This window comes from Achromobacter sp. SLBN-14 (assembly GCF_006715415.1).
GTDB lineage: Bacteria > Pseudomonadota > Gammaproteobacteria > Burkholderiales > Burkholderiaceae_B > Achromobacter > Achromobacter mucicolens.
Genome location: NZ_VFNE01000001.1, coordinates 2,204,446 through 2,227,456 on the forward strand (window position 1 = coordinate 2,204,446; position 23,011 = coordinate 2,227,456).

Genomic DNA, 23,011 nt, shown 5'->3' on the forward strand with positions numbered 1-23,011 from the left:
CAGGCGCCCGCCCGGGGCTGGGCTGGGCCAAGCTGGGCTGGGCTGTGCGGGCCTGATACGGCGCAGAAGCTAGGACACGGGATTGGGCGGGGCGCCTAGCGGGGCGCGCCTAGCGGGGCGCGGGTTCTGGCGTTCCCAGCACGGGCCCCGCCGCGGCGCCATCGTCACCCGATGATTCACCGCGCAGTTCGCGGGCCGCTTGCAGATCTTCGGCCTCGTCCGGACTGCCCGCGCCAGCCGCTTCCGCGGCCTCGGCCGCCTGTGCCGAGCTGGGAGGCGGCACGGGCGCCGGCGCGGCGGCCGCGGCCGCAGACTGCTGCGAAAACTGCTTCCACACTTCAATCGCGCGCAGGCGCTGCTTGGCCACGACCTGAATGCGTTCACGCAGGTTCTCGTCGCGGTCGAGCAGGGCGTGGAAGTCGCGCGACGACAGCATCAGCAGCTTGCTGTAGCCCAGCGAGGTCACGTCCGGCGTAAGCTGCACTTCGCCCAAAAGACCCAGTTCACCGAAGAATTCGCCGCTGCCCAGTTCGATCATGGTGTTGTCGGGCAGATGGACCGCCACGGCGCCCGACGCCACGAAGCACATTTCCTCGCCGTGCCGCCCCTTCGTCAGGACCCGCTGATCGGGCAATGCCAGGCGGGGCTTGAGCAGCTTGCTGATGGCGCGCAGCGAATCGGGCGACAGGCCCTCGAACAGCGGCACGCGCTTGATGAGTTCGGCCGCGCTCATTTCGATGTCCAGCGGCGGGTGCTTGTCGATGTGCGCCCAGCGGCTTTTCAATTGCTCGGTCAAGTCCGCATAGACTTCGCCGCTGATCAGAAATTGCTCAAGCATGTCGCGATAGCGGATGCGTTCGAGCTCGCGGGCCACGCGGCCCAGGTAACTTTCCTGCAGCCATTGGGCGTACGACGGATATTGCAGGTTCAGCGCCTGCAAGGCGTTTTCGATCAGATCCAGACGACGCTGGTGCAGCGACACGATGCGCTGCGTGGCCTCTTCGCCAAGCAGCGGCGTAATCTGCTCGCGCGCAAAGGCGATCAGGCGCTGCGCGACCGAGCGCTTGCTCATCAGGTTGGCAAAGCGCTGGCCAAGCTCGCGCGCCAGCCAGCCCTGAAAGCCGAACAGGTAATGCAGCCGCAATGCCAGCCGGAAACCCGTCGAATAGCGGACATCGGCGGCAATGGCGCGCTCGAAGCCTTCAACGCCGCCCAGCCGGATCGCGTCTTCCAGCCGTTCGGCCCGCGCCAGCAGGGTTTCGGCCATGCGCCAGTCCACGATCTGCGCCTTCAGGATGTCGAAGAACATTTCCTCTTCGCGCTGGGCAACCATGGCCAGTCCCACGGACACGCGCTGCTCGTCGGTCATCTGGCTGACCCGGCCGTCGTGCACGCTGGCCAGGCTGGCGTCGAACACCGCGCGGATACGGTCGCGGACTTCGTTGCCGATGTGCTCGGCCTTGGCCACTTCCTCGGTCTTGCCCTGCAGATCTTCCAGCGCCACGGCCAGCACCTGATTGCGGATGGTGCGCTCGACCGGCGACAGCTGATTCAGCCCCAACATGCGAATCAGCGGCCGCAGGCTGATGCCGTTGACGAACAGGGTCATCAGCACAAAGCCCGTGGTGGCCACGGCGATGAATTGACGCGCCTCTTCGGGCACGCCCATCTGCTCGGTCACGGCCAGCGCCAGCGCCAGCGACACGGCGCCGCGCAATCCGCCCCACAGCATCACCACCTTGTAGGGATTGCTGACCTTGGTGCCCAGCCGGGTCAGGCCAAGCAGTGGCAGCAGCCCGAACACCACGATTGCCCGCGCGACCAGCGTCACCACGAACACCACACCCACCAGCACCAGTTCCTGCCAATCGGCCGCCGCCATCAGCTTCGGGATCAGCATGGCCGCGAACAGGAAGATGAGGGAATTGGCCCAGAAACCAAACTGCTCCCAGGCGCTGGCCAGGTGTTCGAAGGTGGTCGGCGACATGCGCGTGCGGCCGGTGGACCCGACGACCAGGCCCGCGATCACGGTGGCGACCACGCCCGACACGTTCAGGTAATGCTCGGAGATGAAGAAGGACAGATAGGCCAGCGTCAGCGTCAGGGTGATCTCGGCCGTGGGAAAGCCGCGCAGCCAGGCGAACAGAAAGCAGGCCAGGCGCCCCATCGCAAACCCGGCCACGCCGCCGCCGATGAAGTGCACGATGAAGTCGTTGAAGATGCCGCTGACGGACAATTCGCCCTTGCCGCTAAGTACGGCCAGCAGCACCGAGTACAACGCGATCGACGCCGCATCGTTGAAGAGGCTTTCGCCCTCGACCAGCGTCGTCAGGCGCTTGGGCGCGCCCACCTCGCGGAAGATCCCGACCACTGCCACCGGATCCGTCGTCGCCACGATGGCGCCCAGCAGCAGGCAAACGACTAGCCCATAGGGTGAGATGGCGTCCAGCGTCACACCCACCACGACCGTGCAGACAACCACGGCCACAATGGCCATCATCAGGATCGGCCCGATGTCGTCCATCAGCCGCCGCACGTTCATCGACAGCGCCGTCTCAAACAACAGCACCGGCAGGAACACCATCAGGAAGGTCTCTGACGAGATCTCGAAGCGCTCCAGCGAATCGAGAAAGTCGCCGATCCAGGCGGGCGCCCACCCGTGCACGTGAATGACGATCCCGAGCAGACAGCCGACGATGGCGAGCAGCACCGAATAGGGCAGCTTGACGCGGCCGGCCAGGGGCGGCATGAAGCAGACCAGCGTGAGCAGGCCCGCAAGACCAAATACGAGAAAACCAACATCCATGGGTAGCGCCGCGTCCCGATCGTAGTGCTTGTGGAAAGTTTCACAAGAATAGCGGCTTTTTTCCGGCGCTCGCGGCCGGGGCGTGACGGGAATCGGGGAGAATGCACGTTTCGTTACCCCAATGGACGCTTGCGAAACGTGCCGCGCCATGTTTTTTGGGTAATGTGGCATCACGCGAACTTTTGCAGGAGCGGCACGTGGCACGCATCCACACCTTGACCCGGCGCCACGACGCGCCCGCGATGCTCGTCCAGTTGACCGATAGCCATCTTTTCGGCGAGCCCGAAACGTCGATGCTGGGCGTCAATACCGACGCAAGCCTGCGCGCCGTGCTGCGCCAGATAGAGGCCGACGGCAAGCACCCGGACCTGCTGCTCGCCACGGGCGACCTGTCGCAGGACGGCGAGGCCGCGGGCTACCGGCGTTTCGCGCGCATCCTGTCCGAATCGGCCGCGCTGGAACGCGCGACCATCCGCTGCCTGCCCGGCAATCACGATCAACCGTCCGTCCTGCGCCAGGAACTCTCCGACTGGTCCATGCCCGTGACCGACGTGGGCGCATGGCGCATCGTTGCGCTGGACACCACGGTGCCCGGCTCGAACGCGGGCCATCTATGCAACAGCGAACTGGACATGCTGGAAGCGGCGCTGGCGCAGGCGCCCGATCGCCACACGCTGGTGGCGATGCACCATAACCCGATGCAGATCGACAGCCACTGGCATGACTCGATGATGATCGACAACCCCCAGGCGCTCTTCAAGCTGCTGGCGCGATTTGCCCAGGTGCGCGTGCTGCTCTGGGGCCATGTGCACCACGAGTTCGACCGCCGCCGGCACAACCTGCGCATGCTGGCCACGCCCTCAACGTGTTTTCAATTCAGCATCCGAGACGGCAAGCACATCGTCGACAACATGGCGCCGGGCTACCGGTGGATCAAGCTTTACCAGGACGGGTCGATGGCGACTGGCGTGCGCCGCGTCCAGGACGCGCTATGGCACACGGCGCTGGCGGCGCCGGACAGCGCACGGGCCGCATGATTTCTTGCAGCGCTTGCGTTCCGAGCGCGCATAAAAAACGGGGCACCGATATGCTAGGTGCCCCGCAAGCATCCGTCTCATAGGGGAGGGGAAAGAGGAGAAGCCGAGACGGATGACAAGACTGCTAACCGAAGTTCGCGGTCTACATGAAGTTAGGCGGCGCCTTCCCCATTAAGTTTCTGCGAACCCAGAAAATTTAACCCCGAATTTGTATCAATTTATTGGCCACCCACCGCGCGCGGCCAAAGAAAAAGGCCGCAACTTGCGGCCTTTAACTTGGGTGCAGCGACGGGCGCGGCGACGGGGTCTGGCAACCTCACGCGGCGAGGTTGCCGCGCATCTTCTTCAGCGCCGCCGCTTCGATCTGGCGGATGCGTTCGGCCGACACGCCGAACTCTTGCGCAAGCTCGTGCAGCGTGGCGCCGCCGTCGTCCTGCAGCCAGCGGGCTTCGACGATGCGGCGCGAGCGCGGATCCAGCGCATCGAGCGCGCCGGTCAGCCCGGCGCTTTGCAGCTGATCGCGCGCGGCGCGCTCCAGCACGCGCGTGGGCTCCTGGCGGCCTTCGTCGGACAGGTAGGCGATCGGCGCGTAGCTGTCGTCGTCGTCGTCCTGGTTTTCCAGCGACATGTCGCGGCCGGACATCCGGACTTCCATTTCGCTCACGTCTTCGTGGCGAACGTTCAGCTCGCGAGCAATGTGGTCGACCTGTTCCGGATCCAGGGTCTGGCCGTCGGGACGCATGCTGCGCAGGTTGAAGAACAGCTTGCGCTGCGCCTTGGTCGTGGCCACCTTGACCAACCGCCAGTTGCGGATGATGTATTCGTGGATTTCGGCCTTGATCCAGTGAACGGCGAAGGACACCAAGCGCACGCCGCGCTCGGGGTCAAAACGCTTGACGGCCTTCATCAGGCCGACGTTGCCTTCCTGGATGAGGTCGGCGTGGGGCAGGCCATAACCCAGGTATTGACGGGCCACGGACACCACAAGGCGCAGGTGCGACAGAATCAGCTCGCGAGCGGCGCCCAGATCTTCCTGGTCACGCAGGCGGCGGCCGAGTTCCGTTTCGCGATCCGCGGACAGCACCGGCAGGCGGTTGACCGCGGAGATATAGGCGTCGATCGTGCCGAGAGCGCCCGGATTGGCAATGGCCAACGCCAGAGCGTTGCCGGAAGCGGTCAACGAGGTACTGGGTTGTTTCATAGCGGGGGTCTCCGGATGGCGAAGAGATAACGACATGAATTCGATGTTAGCACTCAAGTAATAGGAGTGCTAATTCGACTGTTGCGACGCGTCAAAGTTTCATTCTGATGGCGCGTCCCCATTTATTCGGGCCGCCCAGTGTAATGGCTTTACCAGCCCAGGCGCTTCAGCCCTTCGGCGGTGGCCTGACCGTCCGGACGGATGAAGAGCGCGCCGCGCGGATCCATGAAGACCTGGTAGCGGGCCCCGTCAAACAGCGGCATGTACGCGCCGCTGCCAAATTGGACATCGACAAAGGGGAACCAGTTCGGAAAACTTTTCTTCAGGGACCCGAGGTCGGGTGCCGGCCAATCGTCCAGCGAATGCACGGAACGCGGGGCGGTGGCCTCGCGGGCGGCATCGCTGTAGCGTCCGGACAGGCGCTCAAGCCGGTACAGCGGCGGCACGCCGGCCATCAGCGCAGGCAGTCTCCAGCGGACGACCCGGGCGTCGATCTGCCACTGGTCGCCATATAGAACATATTGCTTTGAACCGATGGCGGGCGCGCTGGCATTGACCTGGAACTGGCCCTCGGCCTGTTGGCGGACCTCGATGCTGGCCACCGGCTCGTCGGTGGTCAGGCGCACGAACTGCACCAGCGACAGGGCCAGCAGACCGGTCACGCATCCCAGGCACACCAGCAGCAGGCCGCACGTGCGGCGCACCGGCCGGAACTGGAACATGCGGCGACCGCGTTCGTCTCGCGGCCCGCCGCGGCCCAGCAACATGACCAAGCCCGGCAAGAGGACGATGACGGCGCCCAGCAGGATCCAGGCGAAGGGAGCGATTCCGTTGATCAAATCAGACGTTCCTATTCAAGCCGCCGCAGGCTGCAGCGCGGCGGGCGCAGGAAGCCGCCACCCGCCGCGGCAGGTCCGCCAGTATAGAAGCGGGCGTCAGGCGCCCGGTTTTCCAAGCCGCTCGACGTGAAACCGGATGTGATCCTCGATGAACGTCGAGATGAAGTAGTAGCCGTGGTCGTAGCCGGGCTGGCGGCGCAGGGTCAGCGGCTGCCCTGCGGCCGCGCATGCCGCCTCGAACACGTCGGGATACAACTGCTCAGCCAGGAATTGGTCCGCGTCGCCTTGGTCGATGAGGATGCCGCCGGGGAAAGGCTGCTGCAGGCCGCGCATCAGCACGGAGGCGTCATAGGCCGCCCAGTCCGCCTCGTTGGCGCCCAGATAGGCGCCGAACGCCTTCTTGCCCCACGGGCACTGACTGGGCGCGGCGATCGGCGCGAATGCCGAGACCGAACGGAACTTGCCGGGGTTGCGCAGCGCCAGCACCAGCGCGCCGTGACCGCCCATGGAATGGCCGAAGATGCCGGCGCGCGACGCGTCGCCCGGCAATTCGCCGCCGGTGACGATGCCGTGCAGCTCCTGGGTGACATAGCTGTACATGCGGTAGTGGTCGCGCCACGCGGGCGTGGTGGCATCCACATAAAAGCCGGCGCCGGTGCCCAGGTCCCAGCTTTCGTCTTCGCCGGGCACACCTGCGCCGCGCGGGCTCGTGTCGGGCGCAACCAGCATGACGCCCAGTTCGGCGGCCAGCCGCTGCGCGCCCGCCTTGATCATGAAGGTCTCTTCGGTGCAGGTCAGGCCCGCCAGGTAGAACAGCACCGGCACCGGACCCTGCTCGGCCTGCGGCGGCACGTAGACGGAAAACCGCATGGGCAGCCCGATTTCCGTGGAGGCGTGGCGGTAATAGCGCTGCGTGCCGCCGAAGCACCGATGCTGCGAGATGAGTTCGAGGGACGCGGCCATGGCTTGCTCCGGGAAAAGAGGTTGGAGATCGGAAAAATCGTCGGCGTTAGGGGAATCCACGGTGCGACGTTCCGTCGCCCAATGTTAACCTGCCCCTCAATGAGCGCCCGCCACAAAAAAATACGATTCCGCGCTCAGATTGTGGTCACGGGACTTGACCAGCGCCCACCGTGGCACTATTTATATACCGTGAGTGAAGACAACCCGTTCTTCCTGATACGCAAGCCCTGACACTATGGCCCGACTGCCCCGTCTGTACGCCCCTGGGCTGCCCCAACTGGTGCAGGCCAACTTTATTCAGCCGTTGGCGGCGCCATCGCAACCTGCGCCCGCCGACATCCTGAATCAGCTCGCCACCTGGCTGGGCGAGTCGGCCCAGCGACACCGGGTGTCGGTGCACGGCTGGCTGCTGGCCAATGACCGCATCCTGCTCCTGGCCACGCCCGCCGACGAAGAAGGCCTGCCCCGCTTGATGCAGACGCTCGGCCGCAATCTGGCGGCGCGGCTGCGCGGCGGCCGGGTGTTCGCGGGCCGTTACCGATCTGCCTTGCTGGAACCCGGCGCGTGGGTGCTGCCTTCGCTGGTCTGGCTGGAGACGTATCCGGTTCGCAGCGGGGCCTCGCAGGATCCCGATTCGTGGCCGTGGTCGTCCGCGTCCAGCCATACCGGCAACACCAGCGCCGCCCCCGCGCAATGGCAATCCGATCACGCCGATTACTGGGCCTGCGGCAACACGCCGTTCGACCGTCAGGCCAACTATCGCAAGCGGCTTCAGGATGGCCTGTCGCGCGAGGAGACCCAGCGCATCGACCAAGCCGTTTCCGGTCAATGGGCGTTGGGCGGCGCGAGCTTCATCGCCAGCCTGGCCCACACCGCGAGCCGGCGCGTGGCGCCCGGCCAGCGCGGCCGGCCCCGCAAGAAGCCTGCGGCCGCAGCCGCGGACAACGAATCCAGCCCGCCAGCGCCGTCGACATCCACACCGCCGGCCACCAATTCCTGATCCTTCGACCCGCCTACATGGCGGGTTTTGTTTGCCTGGGCGTCCTGCGCTGGAACCTGGCGGCTTCCCCCGCGGCATGAGCGCCTACCGCAGCATCGCGTCCGCATGACTGCGCGTGGCGGGCGGGATCGGTGCAGTTTCGCCACACCTCACGTCGATCCGGACCAGGAAAATCTTCCTTTTAAACGGGGACACATAACTGCAAATTGGCCCGCTTCGCTGGTCTCTGTCGTTCCTCCTGCAGAGACCCCTCCGGCAAGCCCAATAATGGCGCGGCCGTTGTTGTGTCCCTATATTAATGCACTATGATGGAGCGCCTATTTAAATAGGGTCACACCCCGTTTGTTCTTATTGCACCCTACTCCTGTCGGGGGTATTGTCCGTCTCCTGCACTGCAACATTACGACGCAGGCCCACTGCGGAGCGCGCCATGCCCCAAATTACCCCGACCGAATCCTGTCCCACCTCCAAGGCGATCCCCATCGATGCCAGCCGCATCGGTCTGCCTTCGGCCCAGGGCCTGTACAACCCGAAGAACGAACATGACGCCTGCGGCGTCGGCTTCGTGGCCCATATCAAGGGCAAGAAAAGCCACGCGATCATCCAGCAGGGTCTGAAGATCCTGGAAAACCTGGATCACCGCGGCGCGGTCGGGGCCGACAAGCTCATGGGCGACGGCGCGGGCATCCTTATTCAGATCCCCGATACGCTGTACCGCGACGAGCTCAGCCAGCAAGGCATCATTCTGCCCCCGCCCGGCGAGTACGGTGTGGCGATGGTGTTCCTGCCCAAGGAAACGGCTTCGCGCCTGGCCTGCGAACAGGAACTGGAGCGCTCGGTCCGCGCCGAGGGCCAGGTCGTGCTGGGTTGGCGCGACGTGCCGGTGGACGTCGACATGCCCATGTCGCCCACCGTGCGTGACTGCGAACCCGTGATCCGCCAGCTCTTCATCGGCCGCGGCGCCGACGTGATGGTGCCCGACGCGCTGGAACGCAAGCTGTACGTGATCCGCAAGACCGCCAGCCACGCCATCCAGAACATGCACCTGGCGCACGGCAAGGAATACTTCGTGCCCTCGGCCTCGGTGCGCACCGTGGTCTACAAGGGCCTGCTGCTGGCCGATCAGGTTGGCCGCTACTACCGCGATCTGGCCGACACCCGCACGGTGTCCGCGCTGGCGCTGGTTCACCAGCGTTTCTCGACCAACACGTTCCCTGCCTGGCCCCTGGCCCACCCGTACCGCATGATTGCCCACAACGGCGAAATCAACACGGTCAAGGGCAACTTCAACTGGCTGCGCGCCCGCGAAGGCATGATGCAGTCGGCCGTGCTGGGCGACGACCTGAAGAAGCTTTACCCCATCGTCTACGAAGGCCAGTCGGACACCGCGACGTTCGACAACTGCCTGGAACTGCTGGTCAATTCGGGTTATTCGCTGGCCCACGCCATGATGATGATGATCCCGGAAGCCTGGGAACAGCACACGCAGATGGACGAAAGCCGCCGCGCTTTCTACGAATACCACGCCGCCATGATGGAGCCGTGGGACGGCCCCGCCGCGGTCGCGTTCACCGATGGCCGCCAGATCGGCGCCACGCTGGATCGCAACGGCCTGCGTCCCGCCCGCTATCTGGTCACCGATGACGACATGGTCATCCTGGCCTCGGAAGCCGGCACGTTGTCGATCCCCGAAAACCGCATCGTCAAGAAGTGGCGCCTGCAGCCGGGCAAGATGTTCCTGATCGACCTGGAACAGGGCCGCATCATCGACGACGCCGAGATCAAGCTGCAGCTGGCCAACAGCCGTCCGTACCGCCAGTGGATCGAACGCCTGCAGATCAAGCTGGAATCGCTGCCCGCGCCGCGCCAGGTGGCCGTGGCCACGCAATCGGCCGTGTCGCTGCTGGACCGCCAGCAGGCCTTTGGCTGGACCCAGGAAGACTACAAGTTCATTCTGGAACCCATGGCCTCGACCGGCGAGGAAGTCATCGGCTCGATGGGCAACGATGCCCCGCTGGCCGTGCTGTCGGACCGCGCCAAGCCGTTCTACAACTACTTCCGCCAGTTGTTTGCGCAAGTCACGAACCCGCCGATCGACCCCATCCGCGAACAGCTGGTGATGTCGCTGGTGTCCTTCATCGGTCCGAAGCCGAACCTGCTGGACATCAACAACGTCAATCCGCCGCTGCGCCTGGAAGTGTCGCAACCGGTGCTGGACTTTGCCGCCATGGCGCAGATCCGCGACATCGACCAGGTCACGGGCAAGAAATTCCGCAGCTTCGAACTGGACATCACCTACCCCGCCGCCTGGGGCCCCGAAGGCATCGAAGCCCGCGTGGCAGCCCTGTGTGCGCGCGCCGTCGATGCGGTGCGCAGCGGCTACAACATCCTGATCGTGTCGGACCGCCTGGTCGACAGCGAGCGCGTGGCCATCCCCGCGCTGCTGGCGACCTCGGCCGTGCACCAGCACCTGATCCGCGCCGGCCTGCGCACCAACACGGGTCTGGTCGTCGAGACCGGCTCGGCCCGCGAAGTGCACCACTTCGCGCTGCTGGGCGGCTACGGCGCCGAAGCCATTCACCCCTACCTGGCGCTCGAATCGCTGGGCAAGATGAATGACCCCGAAAAGGCTGTGAAGAACTACATCAAGGCGCTGGGCAAGGGCCTGAACAAGGTCATGTCCAAGATGGGCATTTCCACGTACATGTCCTACACCGGCGCACAGATCTTCGAAGCCGTGGGCCTGCAAAGCGCCCTGGTGAACAAGTACTTCACCGGCACCGCCTCCAACATCGAAGGCATCGGCATCTTCCAGGTTGCCGAGGAAGCGCTGCGCCAGCACCGCGCCGCCTTCAGCGCCGACCCCGTGCTCGCCAACGACCTGGACGCCGGCGGCGAATACGCCTATCGCGTCCGCGGCGAAGAGCACATGTGGACGCCGGATTCGATCGCCAAGTTGCAGCACGCCTCGCGCGCCAACAACTACCGCACGTACAAGGAGTACGCGCAGATCATCAACGACCAGAGCCGCCGTCACATGACGCTGCGCGGCCTGTTCGAATTCCGCTTTGACCCGTCGCGCGCCATTCCGCTGGACGACGTCGAGCCGGCCAAGGAAATCGTCAAGCGCTTTGCCACCGGCGCCATGTCGCTGGGGTCGATCTCGACCGAAGCGCACTCGGTGCTGGCCGTGGCCATGAACCGCATCGGCGGCAAGTCCAACACCGGCGAAGGCGGCGAGGACGAACTGCGCTACCGCGCCGAAATGCGCGAAGGCAAGAGCACCATCAAGGACGGCGACACGCTGGCCTCGGTGCTGGGCACGGACCGCATCGAAGCCGACGTCGCACTGAAGAAGGGCGACTCGCTGCGTTCGAAGATCAAGCAGGTGGCCTCGGGCCGTTTCGGCGTGACCGCCGAGTACCTGTCGTCCGCCGACCAGATCCAGATCAAGATGGCGCAGGGCGCCAAGCCCGGCGAAGGCGGCCAGCTGCCTGGCCACAAGGTGTCGGAGTACATCGCCAAGCTGCGCTATTCGGTGCCGGGCGTGGGCCTGATCTCGCCCCCGCCGCACCATGACATCTACTCGATCGAAGATCTGGCGCAGCTGATCCACGACCTGAAGAACGTCAATTCCAAGTCCTCGATCTCGGTCAAGCTGGTGTCCGAAGTCGGCGTGGGCACGGTGGCCGCGGGCGTGGCCAAGGCCAAGGCCGACCACGTCGTGATCGCCGGCCATGACGGCGGCACGGGCGCCTCGCCGGTGTCGTCCATCAAGCACGTGGGCACGCCCTGGGAACTGGGCCTGGCCGAAACGCAGCAGACGCTGGTGCTGAACCGCCTGCGCAGCCGTATCCGCGTGCAGGCCGACGGCCAGATGAAGACCGGCCGCGACGTCGTCATCGGCGCGCTGCTGGGCGCCGACGAATTCGGCTTCGCGACCGCGCCGCTGGTCGTCGAAGGCTGCATCATGATGCGCAAGTGCCACCTGAACACCTGCCCGGTGGGCGTTGCCACGCAGGATCCGGCGCTGCGCAAGAAATTCCAGGGCAAGCCCGAGCACGTCGTGAACTTCTTCTTCTTCATCGCCGAGGAAGTGCGCGAAATCATGGCCCAGCTGGGCATCCGCAAGTTCGACGACCTGATCGGCCGCGCCGATCTGCTGGACATGCGTTCGGGCGTGGAGCACTGGAAGGCGCAAGGGCTGGACTTCACTCGCGTGTTCCACCAGACCCAGTCCGACGCCGAAGTGCACCAGACCGAAGAGCAGGATCACGGCCTGGCGGGCGCGCTGGATCACCTGCTGATCGAGCGCAGCAAGCCGGCGCTGGAGCGGGGCGAGAAGGTCTCGTTCATCGTGCCGGTGCGCAACCGCAACCGCACGATCGGCGCCATGCTGTCGGGCGCCGTGGCCTCGCGCTACGGCCATGAGGGCCTGCCCGACGACACCATCCACATCCAGTGCAACGGCACCGCCGGCCAGAGCTTCGGCGCGTTCCTGGCGCACGGCATCACGATGGACCTGGTGGGCGAAGGCAACGACTACGTGGGCAAGGGTTTGTCCGGCGGCCGCATCATCGTGCGCTCGCCCAACGACTTCCGCGGCTTCGGTCCCGACCACATCATCGCTGGCAATACCGTGCTGTACGGCGCGCTGGCCGGTGAAGCGTTCTTCAACGGCGTGGCGGGCGAACGCTTTGCCGTGCGCAACTCCGGCGCTGCCACCGTGGTGGAAGGCACCGGCGACCACGGCTGCGAATACATGACCGGCGGCACCGTCGTGGTGCTGGGTTCCACCGGCCGCAACTTCGCGGCGGGCATGTCCGGTGGCGTGGCGTACGTCTGGGATCCGGACCGCACGCTCAAGCACCGCGTGAACCTGTCGATGGTGGAACTGGAATCGGTCGTGCCGCACGCCGAGCAGCAGTCGCTGAACAACATCGACATCTGGCACAGCGCGCAGCGTGGTGGCGAACGCGAGACGGACGAGACCATCCTGCGCCGCCTGGTGGAAGACCACTTCCGCTACACCGGCAGCTACCGTGCTCGCGAGATCCTGGGCGACTGGGAAGCCTCGCGCGGCAAATTCGTGAAGATCATGCCGACGGACTACCGCCGCGCATTGGGTGAAATGTGGCGTGCAGCCAACCCGCAACAAATGGCTGCGTGAGGGATACCATGGGAAAGATCACTGGCTTTATGGAATACCAGCGCCTGCAGGAGGCCTCCGAGGCCCCGCAGAAGCGGCTGAAGAACTGGCGCGAATTCGTGCTGCACCTGACCGACGACCAGGCCAAGCAGCAGGCGGCGCGCTGCATGGACTGCGGCATCCCGTTCTGCAACAACGGCTGCCCGGTCAACAACATCATCCCGGACTGGAATGACCTGGTGTACAAGCAGGACTGGCGCCGCGCGCTGGACGTCCTGCACTCCACCAACAACTTCCCGGAGTTCACGGGCCGCATCTGCCCGGCGCCCTGCGAAGCCGCCTGTACCTTGAACATCAACAGCGACGCGGTGGGCATCAAGTCCATCGAGCACGCGATCATCGACAAGGGCTGGGCCGAAGGCTGGGTGGCGCCGCAAGTGCCGGCGCGCAAGACGGGCAAGAAGGTCGCCGTCGTGGGCTCGGGCCCTGCCGGCATGGCGTGCGCGCAGCAACTGGCGCGCGCGGGCCACTCGGTGACGCTGTTCGAAAAGAGCGACCGCATTGGCGGCCTGCTGCGCTACGGCATCCCCGACTTCAAGCTGGAAAAGCACCAGATCGACCGCCGCATCTCGCAGATGGAAGCCGAGGGCGTGGAATTCGCGCCGTCGACCTACGTCGGCAACCCGAAGGATCCGGTGGCCGATGGCCTGACCGTGCGCACGCCGCAATCGCTGATGGCCGAATTCGACGCCGTGGTGATGAGCGGCGGCTCCGAGACGCCGCGTGACCTGCCGGTGCCTGGCCGTGAGCTGGAAGGCGTGTACTTCGCCATGGATTTCCTGCGCCAGCAGAACAAGGCCGTGGCGGGCGACCGCCTCACCAACCAGACGCTGGCCAAGGGCAAGCATGTGGTGGTGATCGGCGGCGGCGACACGGGTTCCGACTGCGTCGGCACCAGCAATCGCCACGGCGCGGCGTCGGTCACGCAGTTCGAACTGATGCCCCAGCCGCCAGAGTCCGAGAACAAGGCCATGACGTGGCCGTATTGGCCGCTGAAGATGCGCACGTCGTCCTCGCACGAGGAAGGCTGCGAGCGCGACTGGTCGGTGACCACCAAGCTGCTCAAGGGCGCCAACGGCAAGGTCGAAAAACTGGTCGGCGCGCGCGTCGAATGGTTCAAGGACGACGCCACCGGCCAGATGAAGATGCGCGAGGTCGAAGGTTCGGAATTCGAGATCAAGGCCGACCTGGTGCTTCTGGCCATGGGCTTCGTGTCGCCGGTGCAGAACGTGCTGGACGCGTTCGGCGTGGATCGCGACGGCCGCGGCAATGTGCGCGCCAACACCGACGACTACCGCACCAGCGTCGAAAAGGTCTTCACCGCCGGCGACATGCGCCGCGGACAGTCGCTCGTCGTCTGGGCCATCCGCGAAGGCCGCCAATGCGCGCGTTCGGTCGACGCCTACCTCATGGGAAGCAGCGATCTGCCGCGTTGATCGCAACACGACCTATCAACGCCGCCGGACGCCTTGCGCGCCGGCGGCGTTTGTTTTGGGCGGCGAAATCACGCATTCCTGTTGCGGCATAACCACTTTCTAAAAACGGTCTTTTCACGATTTGACACACATCAAGTTGGGGGACGGGGCGGTCTGAGAACCTGTCGGCTCACCCCACACGGAAAGATCGGAGAAGAAAATGTTTTCGCTGAACGGGCGTATCCGCGCCACCGCCATTGCCGGTTTGATCGCTGCCGGCGCATTTGCCGCACCCGCCCATGCCCACGAAGCGGGCGATGTGCTGTTCCGCGTGGGCGTGACGCAAGTCCGCCCCTCGCAAAACAATGGCTCGGTGCTCGACGGCAGCGTCAAGCTGGATGTGAGCAACAACGTGCGCCCCAGCTTCACCCTGGCCTACATGGCCACCCGCAACATCGGCATCGAACTGCTGGGCGCCTGGCCCTTCCAGCATGACGTCAACGGCAGCAACCTGGGCAAGATCGGCTCCACCAAGCAGCTGCCCCCCACCCTCAGCCTGCAATGGCACATCCTGCCCGACAGCATGATCCAGCCGTACATCGGCGTGGGCATCAACTACACGCACTTCTTCGACACCAAGGGCGAAGGCGCGCTGAAGGGCTCGAACCTGAAGCTGGGCGATTCCTGGGGCGTGGCCGCGCAATTGGGCGCGGACATCAAGATCAACGACCGCTGGTTCATGAACGCGGACATCCGCTACATCGACATCAAGTCCAAGGTGACGCTGGACGGCGAACGCGTCGGCACCGCCCGGATCGATCCGTGGGTGGCCACGCTGGGCGTCGGTTACCGCTTCTGATCGCGGCCCCTGACGATGCGCGCGGCCTCGCGCGCATCGGTCAATCCTGCGGCGCCTGCAGCCGGCTTCGCAGGGCCTGCAACGCCGGCGTGTCGTCATCGGCACGCCAGACAAGCTGGGTCAGCGCCTGCCCGTGGGAACCAGACAGCGCCCCCACGCGCACCGACTGCTCCGCGCCCAGCACCGCCAGCACCGACCGCGGCACGATCGCCACGCCGGTCCCCGCGGCCACACACGCCACGATGGCGTGATACGACGCAAACTCCATCACCTTGTCCGGCGCAATGCCTTCCTGGTTCAACCACGACTCCAGGATCCGCCGGTACGAGCAGCCCGCCGCAAACGCGATGACGCTGCGGTTGACCAGATCTTTCGCGCTGCCGATAGGCGCCCAGGCCAGCGGTGAGATCAGCGCCAATTCTTCCTTGAACGCATCCATCGCCGCCAGGCCGTCCGCGGGAAAGGGCTGCGCCACGAACGCAGCCTCGATCTCGTAATTGCGCACCTTTGCGGCCAGCGCGCCCGACGTGCCGGTGACCAGTTCGATGCGCACCTTGGGCCAAGCCTCGTGATAGGCCGCCAGGATGGGCGGCAGGCGGGCCGCCGCCGTGCTTTCCATGGTGCCGATGCGCAGCACGCCTTGCAGGGCGCCTTCCCGCACGGCCGATTGCGCCTCGTCGGACAGGCGCAGCAGCCGGTCCGCATAAGACAGCAGCACCCGGCCCTGATCCGACAGCACCAGGCGGCGGTTCTGCCGCCGAAAAAGCGGCGTTCCCAGCGACGTCTCCAACTGCTTCAGGCGCGTCGAGACGTTGGACTGGACACGGTTCAGGTGCGCGGCGGCGCGTGCCACGCCGCCTTGGTCGGCGACCGTCTTGAAGATCTGCAACGCGTCGAGATCCAAGTTTCTCATTTTGGGAACTCACGTTCTTAATAATTCACTATTCAAGATATTAGTACAGCCGTAGAGTGAGGCCATGTCAACGCCTGCTTACCCTTCCCTCAACCCCTCGGCTAGCGCCACCCGTCTGGCGTGGCCCGCGGCCCTTGCGCTGGCGGCCGCCATGGGCATCGGACGCTTTGCCTTCACGCCGGTCTGGCCGTTGATGGCGCAGGAGTCTGGTCTGTCGCTCGCGCAGGGCGGCTGGATGGCGTCGGCCAATTACGCGGGCTACCTGCTGGGCGCGCTGGCGGCGATCGTCTGGCCCGTGCGCCGTCTGCGCGCCGCGCTGGCGGCCAGCCTGGCCGCCGTGGCCGCCCTGACGCTTGCCATGCCGCTTGTGAACAACGTGGCCGGCTGGTCGGCGCTGCGGCTGGCCGCGGGCTATGCCAGCGCCAGCGCCTTCATCTGCGTGGTGGCGTGGCGGCCGGTTCCCGCCGGGGACGCGCGCGAGGCGTCGGTATCCGCAGTGACGTATGCCGGCGTGGGCGCGGGCATCGCGCTCACGGGGCTGGCGTGCCTGGCCCTGATGGGCTGGGGCGCGGGCGCCAACCTGACCTGGTCCGCGCTGGGCGCCCTGGCGCTGGCGCTGTCCGCGGCGGCGTGGGCTGGCCTCACCCGGCAATCGCCCCCGGTCCGCCAGACGGGCGCCGGCGCGCCACCGGCGCGGCTGCCGCAGGGCATTGCCGCGCTCTCGCTGCACTACGGCGTGTTCGGGGTGGGTTACATCATCCCCGCCACCTTCCTGCCCGCCATGGCCAAGGAGATCTTTCCCAATCCGGCGATCTTCGGGTGGGCGTGGCCGATTTTTGGGATGGCTGCGACGCTGTCCTGCCTGCTGGTGCCCCGGCTGGCGCGGGCCCGTGACGACCGGCAGGTGTGGCGCGGCGCGCAGGCGCTGATGGCGGCCGGCATGCTGGCCGTGGCGCTGTGGCACCACATCGCCGCCGTGATTCTGGCGGCGCTGCTGGTGGGCGGCACCTTCATGGTGATCACGCAGGCGGGCATGCTGACCGCGCGCCGCTTGTCGGGCGCGGCGGCGCCGCGGGCGGCGGCCATCATGACGGCGGCGTTCGCTGCCGGGCAGATCCTGGGTCCGCTGCTGGCCTCGTGGGCGGCGCGCTGGGGCGCCGGCTTGCCGCAGGTGTTGGCTGCCAGCGCGGCGCTGCTGGCGCTGTCGGCCTGGGGGCTGGGAAAAGTCACGACAGAGGGCAAGGGCGCTGGGCATAATGCCATCGGCCCCTCGGGCCAATCACACAGCAATTAAAAAGCAGGAAAAGAGGAGTCCCCAGCATGAAAGCACTACGCCCCCTGATTGCCGCCCTGGCCGCCACCGCCGCCTTTGGCGGCGCCGCCCAGGCCCAGACCGCCGAATGGCCCGCCAAGCCGGTGACCATGATCGTCCCGTATGCCCCCGGCGGGTTTGCCGACACGCGCGTGCGCCTCCTGGCGCGCAAGCTGGGCGAGTCGCTGGGCCAGCCTGTCGTGGTCGAGAACAAGGCAGGCGCCGGTGGCGTGGTCGGCACCAACCTCATCGCCAAGGCGGCGCCGGACGGCTACACGATCGGCACGGGCAACCTGGCCCCGATGGCGGTCAACCCGTCCCTGATGAAGGAAATGCCCTACAACCCGCAAAAGGACCTGGCGCCGATCATCCTGATCGAAAACAGCCCCCTGGTCCTGAGCGTGAACAACGAACTGCCGGTCAAGACGCTGGCCGACCTGATCGCGCTGGCCAAGAAGCAGCCGGGCAAGCTGACTTTCGGTTCTTCCGGCGTGGGTGGCGCGCACCACCTGTCGGGCGAGATGTTCCGCGAGCAAGCCAAGATCGACATCATCCACGTGCCCTACAAGGGCGGCAGCCTGGCCGCGACCGACCTGATGGGCGGCCACATCTCGATGATGTTCGAAATGGGCTACTCCGCGCTGCCCGCCATCCAGGGCAACAAGATCCACCCGATCGCCGTCACGTCCGCCAAGCGCCTGGCCGTGCTCCCCGACGTGCCCACCATGGCCGAATCGGGCCTGCCGGGCTTCGAGTCCTACAACTGGCAGGGCATCGTCGCGCCGGCCGGCACGCCCGCGCCGATCATCGCCAAGCTGAACGCCGAGTTCAACCGCATCCTGAAGGAACCGGATGTGCAAAAGGCCATCGCCGACACCGGCAGCCAGGCCGGCGGCGGCACGCCCGAGGAATTCGCCGCGTTCATCAAGAGCGAAAGCGAAAAGTGGGCGCACGTCATCAAGGCTGGAAACATCCAGCTTCAATAACCTCCCAGGAGTTTTCCCATGGCTTCCCCTCTGATTGAACTGCTCAAGCTGGACCATCCCATCATCCAGGCGCCCATGGCGGGCGGCGCCACCACGGTGGAACTGGTGGCCGAGGCATCGAAGGCGGGCGCCCTGGGATCGCTTGGGGCGGCTTACATGACGCCCGAACAGATCGAAGCGGCGGCCGCGGCGATCCGTGCGCGCACGGACCGCCCGTTCGCCATCAATCTGTTCGCGTCCGTGCCGCAGCAACCCATGGCGGGCAATGCGGACGCGATGCTGGCCCTGATGGCCCGCTACCACGAGCAACTGGGCCTGCCCGCCCCCGAGGCGCCCGGTCCGCAGACCGACCCGCTGGCGGGCCAGCTCGAGGCCATCCTGCGGATCCGTCCCCCCGTGCTGAGCTTCACCTTCGGCCGCCTGCCGTCCGAGGCCATGGCCCGCTGCCGCGAGCTGGGCATCCTGACCGTGGGGACGGCCACCACGGTGCGCGAGGCCCAGACGCTGGAGCAGGACGGCGTGGACGCCATCGTGGCGCAAGGCGCCGAGGCGGGCGGCCACCGCGGCACCTTCCTGGATGCCTTCGAGGCGTCCCTGATCGGCACGATGGCCCTGGTGCCTCAGGTGGCCGACGCCGTCTCGGTGCCAGTCATTGCGTCGGGCGGCATCATGGACGGGCGCGGCATCGCGGCCGCCCTTGCGCTGGGCGCCGACCTGGTTCAAATGGGGACGGCCTTTCTCACGACGGACGAATCCGGCATCAGCGAGGCCTACAAGGCCGTCCTGCCCGCCTCCCGCGCTGAACAGTCCCGGGTCACCCGCGCCTTTTCCGGCCGCCCCGCGCGCGGCATCGCCAACGCCTTCATGCGGGACGCGGACGCCATTGGCGGCGACATCCTGCCGTATCCGCTGCAGAACGCGCTGACGCGCCCGATGCGCACGGCGGGCGGCAAGAGCGGCAACATCAACGTCCTGTCCCTGTGGGCCGGCCAGGGTGCGCCGCTGGCGCGGCGGGAATCGACGGCGGATTTGATCCAGCGGCTGGCCCGGGAAACCGCGGCGGCACGTGCACGTCGCTGAAGGAACAAGGCGGGGCCGTTAAAAAAGGGTGTCTGACACCCGGGTCGGAGGCGTGTGCGCGGGGCTGGCGTTTCAGGGGTGTCAGACACCCGTGACGCCCAGCAAGATGGCAACAAGCCGCCCGCCGGATTGTCCGTGGAATTGAAAACACTGTTCCACGTGCGGCCGGTCCGATTGTGATTGCACAGCGTCGGGCTACAATGGCGCCTCGCCGCCGGGAGCCGACGCTTGAGCTCGTCCCCGGCATCTGAGTAACAGGGCGCTTCCCGACGCAGCCTGTCTTGCCCGCGCCGGCCAGGTTCTCCGGCCCGCTTGCCGGCAGGACAGCACGGCAAGCTCCGCCGCCGAAACTCCCTTTCGTTGCCCATGCCCGCTCAAACCAGCAGCACCCCGGAATTCGCCCTGCGCCTGGAAGGTGTGGCGCTTGGCTACGGTGATTTCACCGTCTTGCGCGATATTTCCATGGACGTCCGGGCGGGCCAGGTGGTGGCAGTCATGGGAGGGTCGGGCTCCGGCAAGACCACGCTGCTGCGCGCGGCCACCGGCCAGATCACCGCCCAGCAGGGCCGCGTCCTGGCGTTCGGCCAGGATATCGGCGCCGCCTCCCGCTCGGAAGTGCAAGCCCTGCGCAAGCGCATGGGCGTGCTGTTCCAGCAGGGCGCGCTGTTCACCGACCTGAACGTGTTCGAGAACGTGGCCTTTCCCCTGCGCGAGCACACGCGCCTGCCCGAGGCCGAACTCACCGACCGCGTGCTCGACAAGCTGGATGCCGTGGGCCTGCGCGCCGCCGCCCACCTGAAGGTCTCGGAAATCTCCGGCGGCATGGCCCGGCGCGTGGCGCTGGCCCGCGCCGTGGTCCTGGAACCCGAACTGATCCTGTACGACGAACCCTTCGCGGGGCTGGACCCGATCTCGCTGGGCATCACCGCCCGCCTGATCCGCAGCCTTGCCGACCGTCTGGGTTGCGCCTCGGTGCTGATCACCCACGACGTGCAGGAATCCTTTGCCATTGCCGACCAGGTCTACCTGGTGGGCCGCGGCCAACTCGCCGCCGCCGGCACGCCGCAGATGCTCGCGGCCTCGCCGGACCTCTACGTCCAGCAATTCCTGAAAGGCCAGCCGGACGGCCCGGTTGCATTCCAATATCCCGAAACTCCCGCCTTCCAGAAGTGGCTGTCGCAACAGAAAGGGCGCAAAGCATGAGCGGATCCAACAACGCCATCGCCGTGCTGGGCCAATGGGTGCGTTCCCACGTCGCCGGCATCGGCTATTTCACCCGGTTCTTCGGCGCCATGCTGGCGCGCAGCGGCATCGCGCTGTCCCGCCCGCGACTGGTGTCGCAGCAGGTCCACTTCATCGGCAATTATTCGCTCCTGATCATTGCCGTCTCCGGCATGTTCGTGGGCTTCGTGCTGGGCCTGCAGGGCTACTACACGCTGAACCGCTACGGCTCCGAGGAGGCCCTGGGCCTGCTGGTGGCCCTGTCTCTGGTGCGCGAGCTGGGGCCGGTGGTCACCGCGCTGCTCTTTGCGGGCCGCGCCGGCACCTCGCTCACCGCCGAGATCGGCCTGATGAAAGCGGGCGAACAATTGTCGGCCATGGAAGTCATGGCCGTGGACCCGATACGCCGGGTGCTCGTGCCGCGCCTGTGGGGCGGCATCATCGCCATGCCCATCCTGGCCGCGGTGTTCTCCATGGTGGGCATCCTGGGCGGCTGGGTCGTGGGCGTGCTGCTCATCGGCGTGGACGCCGGCGCCTTCTGGTCGCAGATGCAGAACGGCGTCGATGTCTGGAAAGACGTCGCCAACGGCGTCATCAAGAGCGTCGTCTTCGGCGTCACGGTGACGCTGGTGGCGCTCTACGAAGGCTGGCAGGCCAAGCCCACCCCCGAAGGCGTTGCCCGCGCCACCACGCGCACCGTGGTCGTGGGCTCGCTGGCGGTGCTGGGGCTGGACTTCCTGCTCACCGCCTTGATGTTTGGAAATTGATACGGATCGATCATGTCACGCGAAAAAACCGACTTCTGGGTAGGCCTGTTTGTATTGCTCGGCGCGATCGCGCTTGGATTCCTGGCGTTGCGCGCCGGCAACTTGAGCACTTTTTCCTTTGCCCCGACCTATACCGTGACCGCCAACTTCGATAACGTAGGCGGCCTCAAGGTGCGCGCGCCGGTCAAGAGCGCCGGCGTGGTGGTGGGCCGGGTCACGAACATTTCCTTCGACGACAAGACCTTCCAGGCCATCGTTTCGGTCGATCTGGAAACGGCATACCAGTTCCCCAAGGACTCGTCGGCCGCCATCCTGACCTCGGGCCTCCTGGGCGAGCAATACCTGGGCCTGACCGCCGGAAGCGAGGAAGATAACTTTACCGACGGCGGAAAAATCCGCTATACACAAAGCGCCGTGGTCCTGGAGCAGCTGATCAGCCAATTCCTGTACGGGTCGGCGGAAAAGCAGGGCACGACCGCCGCGCCGGAAGGCGCTCCCAAGGCGCAGGATTAAAGGCCCGGCACAAACAAGCCGTTACTACGCTGCGTCTCGCGGTCGCGATAACAAAAGAATGTTGATAGGGATACCCGGATCATGAATAAGAAAGCTATTTCCCGAATTGCCACCGTCGCAGCGGCGGGCGCGCTGATGGCCGGCTGCGCCGCACCCAAGAATCCGGATCCGCGCGACCCCTGGGAAGGCTTCAACCGTGGCGTCTACCAGTTCAACGACACGGTCGACCGCGCGGTGTTCAAGCCGGTCGCGCAGGCCTACACGTTCGTGACGCCGCAGCCCGTGCGCAGCTGCATCCACAACATCTTCAGCAACGTCGGCGACCTGTGGTCCGGCACCAACAGCTTCCTGCAGGGCCGCGGCCACGACTTCGTGAACACGCTGGGCCGCTTCCTGTTCAACACGACCATGGGCGTGGGCGGCTGCTTCGACGTCGCCTCGGCCAATGGCGCGCGCAAGATCCCCAACGATTTCGGCACGACGCTCGGCGTCTGGGGCTTCAGCCAGGGTCCGTACCTGGTGCTGCCGTTCTTCGGCGCCTCCAGCGTGCGTGACGGCGTCGGCCTGGTCGGCGACCTGTACGGCACCACCTACGGCTACATGGGCGTGGACTCGATCGACAACGTCCGCCTGCGCAATTCGCTGTGGGGCCTGCGCATCGTCGACACGCGCGCCAACCTGCTCGACACGACCGACACCATCGACCGCGTGGCGCTGGACCCGTACAGCTTCGTGCGCGACGCCTTCCTGCAACGCCGCGCCGCCATGGTCCTGGGCCATCGCGTGGATGACGAAGGCTCGCTGCCCAACTACGAAGACGACGGCGACGACGCCCCCGCCGCCCCCGCGCCGGCCCCCGTGCCTGCACCGCAACCCGCGAACAAGTAAGC

17 protein-coding genes are annotated in these 23,011 nt (G+C 66.2%); 12 read left to right on the forward strand and 5 right to left on the reverse strand.

What is annotated here, in order from left to right; translation table 11 throughout:
* Positions 1-109: 109 nt before the first annotated feature.
* Complete coding sequence (locus tag FBY20_RS10020; RefSeq protein WP_142051868.1) at positions 110-2,806, reverse strand: cation:proton antiporter; 2,697 nt, start codon at positions 2,804-2,806, stop codon at positions 110-112.
* Positions 2,807-3,003: 197 nt separating this feature from the next.
* Here FBY20_RS10020 and cpdA point away from each other — a divergent pair, with 197 nt between their 5' ends.
* Positions 3,004-3,843: a 3',5'-cyclic-AMP phosphodiesterase gene (gene cpdA / locus FBY20_RS10025; protein ID WP_056320337.1), complete on the forward strand. Its 840-nt coding sequence runs from the start codon at positions 3,004-3,006 to the stop codon at positions 3,841-3,843.
* A gap of 316 nt (positions 3,844-4,159) precedes the next feature.
* On the opposite strand, the gene rpoH is transcribed toward cpdA, so the two are convergent.
* From rpoH to fghA, 3 genes are all read right to left on the reverse strand, one after another.
* Positions 4,160-5,044, reverse strand: a complete 885-nt coding sequence (gene rpoH / locus FBY20_RS10030; protein ID WP_056320338.1) for an RNA polymerase sigma factor RpoH — start codon at positions 5,042-5,044, stop codon at positions 4,160-4,162.
* Between the two features lie 149 nt (positions 5,045-5,193).
* Positions 5,194-5,883, reverse strand: coding sequence for a hypothetical protein (locus FBY20_RS10035; protein WP_142051871.1), 690 nt, complete (start codon positions 5,881-5,883; stop codon positions 5,194-5,196).
* A gap of 96 nt (positions 5,884-5,979) precedes the next feature.
* The gene (fghA, locus tag FBY20_RS10040; protein ID WP_142051874.1) at positions 5,980-6,846 is read right to left on the reverse strand and encodes an S-formylglutathione hydrolase; all 867 of its coding nucleotides are present in this window, start codon (positions 6,844-6,846) and stop codon (positions 5,980-5,982) included.
* Positions 6,847-7,081: 235 nt separating this feature from the next.
* Between fghA and FBY20_RS10045 the strand changes: the two genes are divergently transcribed.
* From FBY20_RS10045 to FBY20_RS10060, 4 genes are all read left to right on the forward strand, one after another.
* Positions 7,082-7,846 carry a hypothetical protein gene (locus FBY20_RS10045; RefSeq protein WP_056320346.1) on the forward strand — a complete coding sequence of 255 codons (765 nt, stop codon included), beginning with the start codon at positions 7,082-7,084 and terminating at the stop codon, positions 7,844-7,846.
* Positions 7,847-8,276: 430 nt separating this feature from the next.
* Entirely contained in the window at positions 8,277-13,016 is a 4,740-nt protein-coding gene (locus tag FBY20_RS10050; protein ID WP_142051877.1) for a glutamate synthase-related protein, read from the forward strand.
* Between the two features lie 8 nt (positions 13,017-13,024).
* A complete protein-coding gene (locus FBY20_RS10055) occupies positions 13,025-14,491 on the forward strand; it encodes a glutamate synthase subunit beta (RefSeq protein ID WP_056320351.1) in 1,467 nt (488 codons plus the stop codon).
* A 199-nt stretch (positions 14,492-14,690) separates the two neighbouring features.
* The gene (locus FBY20_RS10060; RefSeq protein ID WP_056320354.1) at positions 14,691-15,329 is read left to right on the forward strand and encodes an OmpW family protein; all 639 of its coding nucleotides are present in this window, start codon (positions 14,691-14,693) and stop codon (positions 15,327-15,329) included.
* 40 nt (positions 15,330-15,369) lie between these two features.
* Here the strand turns inward: FBY20_RS10060 and FBY20_RS10065 are convergent, their stop codons facing one another.
* On the reverse strand, positions 15,370-16,242 hold the full coding sequence (locus FBY20_RS10065) for a LysR family transcriptional regulator (RefSeq protein ID WP_056320355.1): 873 nt from the start codon (positions 16,240-16,242) through the stop codon (positions 15,370-15,372).
* 64 nt (positions 16,243-16,306) lie between these two features.
* Here FBY20_RS10065 and FBY20_RS10070 point away from each other — a divergent pair, with 64 nt between their 5' ends.
* From FBY20_RS10070 to FBY20_RS10100, 7 genes are all read left to right on the forward strand, one after another.
* Complete coding sequence (locus tag FBY20_RS10070) at positions 16,307-17,536, forward strand: YbfB/YjiJ family MFS transporter (RefSeq protein WP_142051880.1); 1,230 nt, start codon at positions 16,307-16,309, stop codon at positions 17,534-17,536.
* A gap of 26 nt (positions 17,537-17,562) precedes the next feature.
* Positions 17,563-18,540 carry a tripartite tricarboxylate transporter substrate binding protein gene (locus tag FBY20_RS10075; RefSeq protein WP_062840186.1) on the forward strand — a complete coding sequence of 326 codons (978 nt, stop codon included), beginning with the start codon at positions 17,563-17,565 and terminating at the stop codon, positions 18,538-18,540.
* Positions 18,541-18,558: 18 nt separating this feature from the next.
* Complete coding sequence (locus FBY20_RS10080; protein ID WP_142051884.1) at positions 18,559-19,620, forward strand: nitronate monooxygenase family protein; 1,062 nt, start codon at positions 18,559-18,561, stop codon at positions 19,618-19,620.
* Between the two features lie 366 nt (positions 19,621-19,986).
* Positions 19,987-20,823: an ABC transporter ATP-binding protein gene (locus tag FBY20_RS10085; RefSeq protein ID WP_142051887.1), complete on the forward strand. Its 837-nt coding sequence runs from the start codon at positions 19,987-19,989 to the stop codon at positions 20,821-20,823.
* On the forward strand, positions 20,820-21,608 hold the full coding sequence (gene mlaE, locus FBY20_RS10090; protein WP_056320369.1) for a lipid asymmetry maintenance ABC transporter permease subunit MlaE: 789 nt from the start codon (positions 20,820-20,822) through the stop codon (positions 21,606-21,608). Before FBY20_RS10085 ends, mlaE begins: the two co-directional genes overlap by 4 nt.
* Positions 21,609-21,620: 12 nt before the next feature.
* Positions 21,621-22,121, forward strand: coding sequence for an outer membrane lipid asymmetry maintenance protein MlaD (gene mlaD / locus FBY20_RS10095; protein WP_056320371.1), 501 nt, complete (start codon positions 21,621-21,623; stop codon positions 22,119-22,121).
* A gap of 81 nt (positions 22,122-22,202) precedes the next feature.
* On the forward strand, positions 22,203-23,009 hold the full coding sequence (locus tag FBY20_RS10100) for a VacJ family lipoprotein (RefSeq protein WP_056320374.1): 807 nt from the start codon (positions 22,203-22,205) through the stop codon (positions 23,007-23,009).
* Positions 23,010-23,011 lie beyond the last annotated feature (2 nt).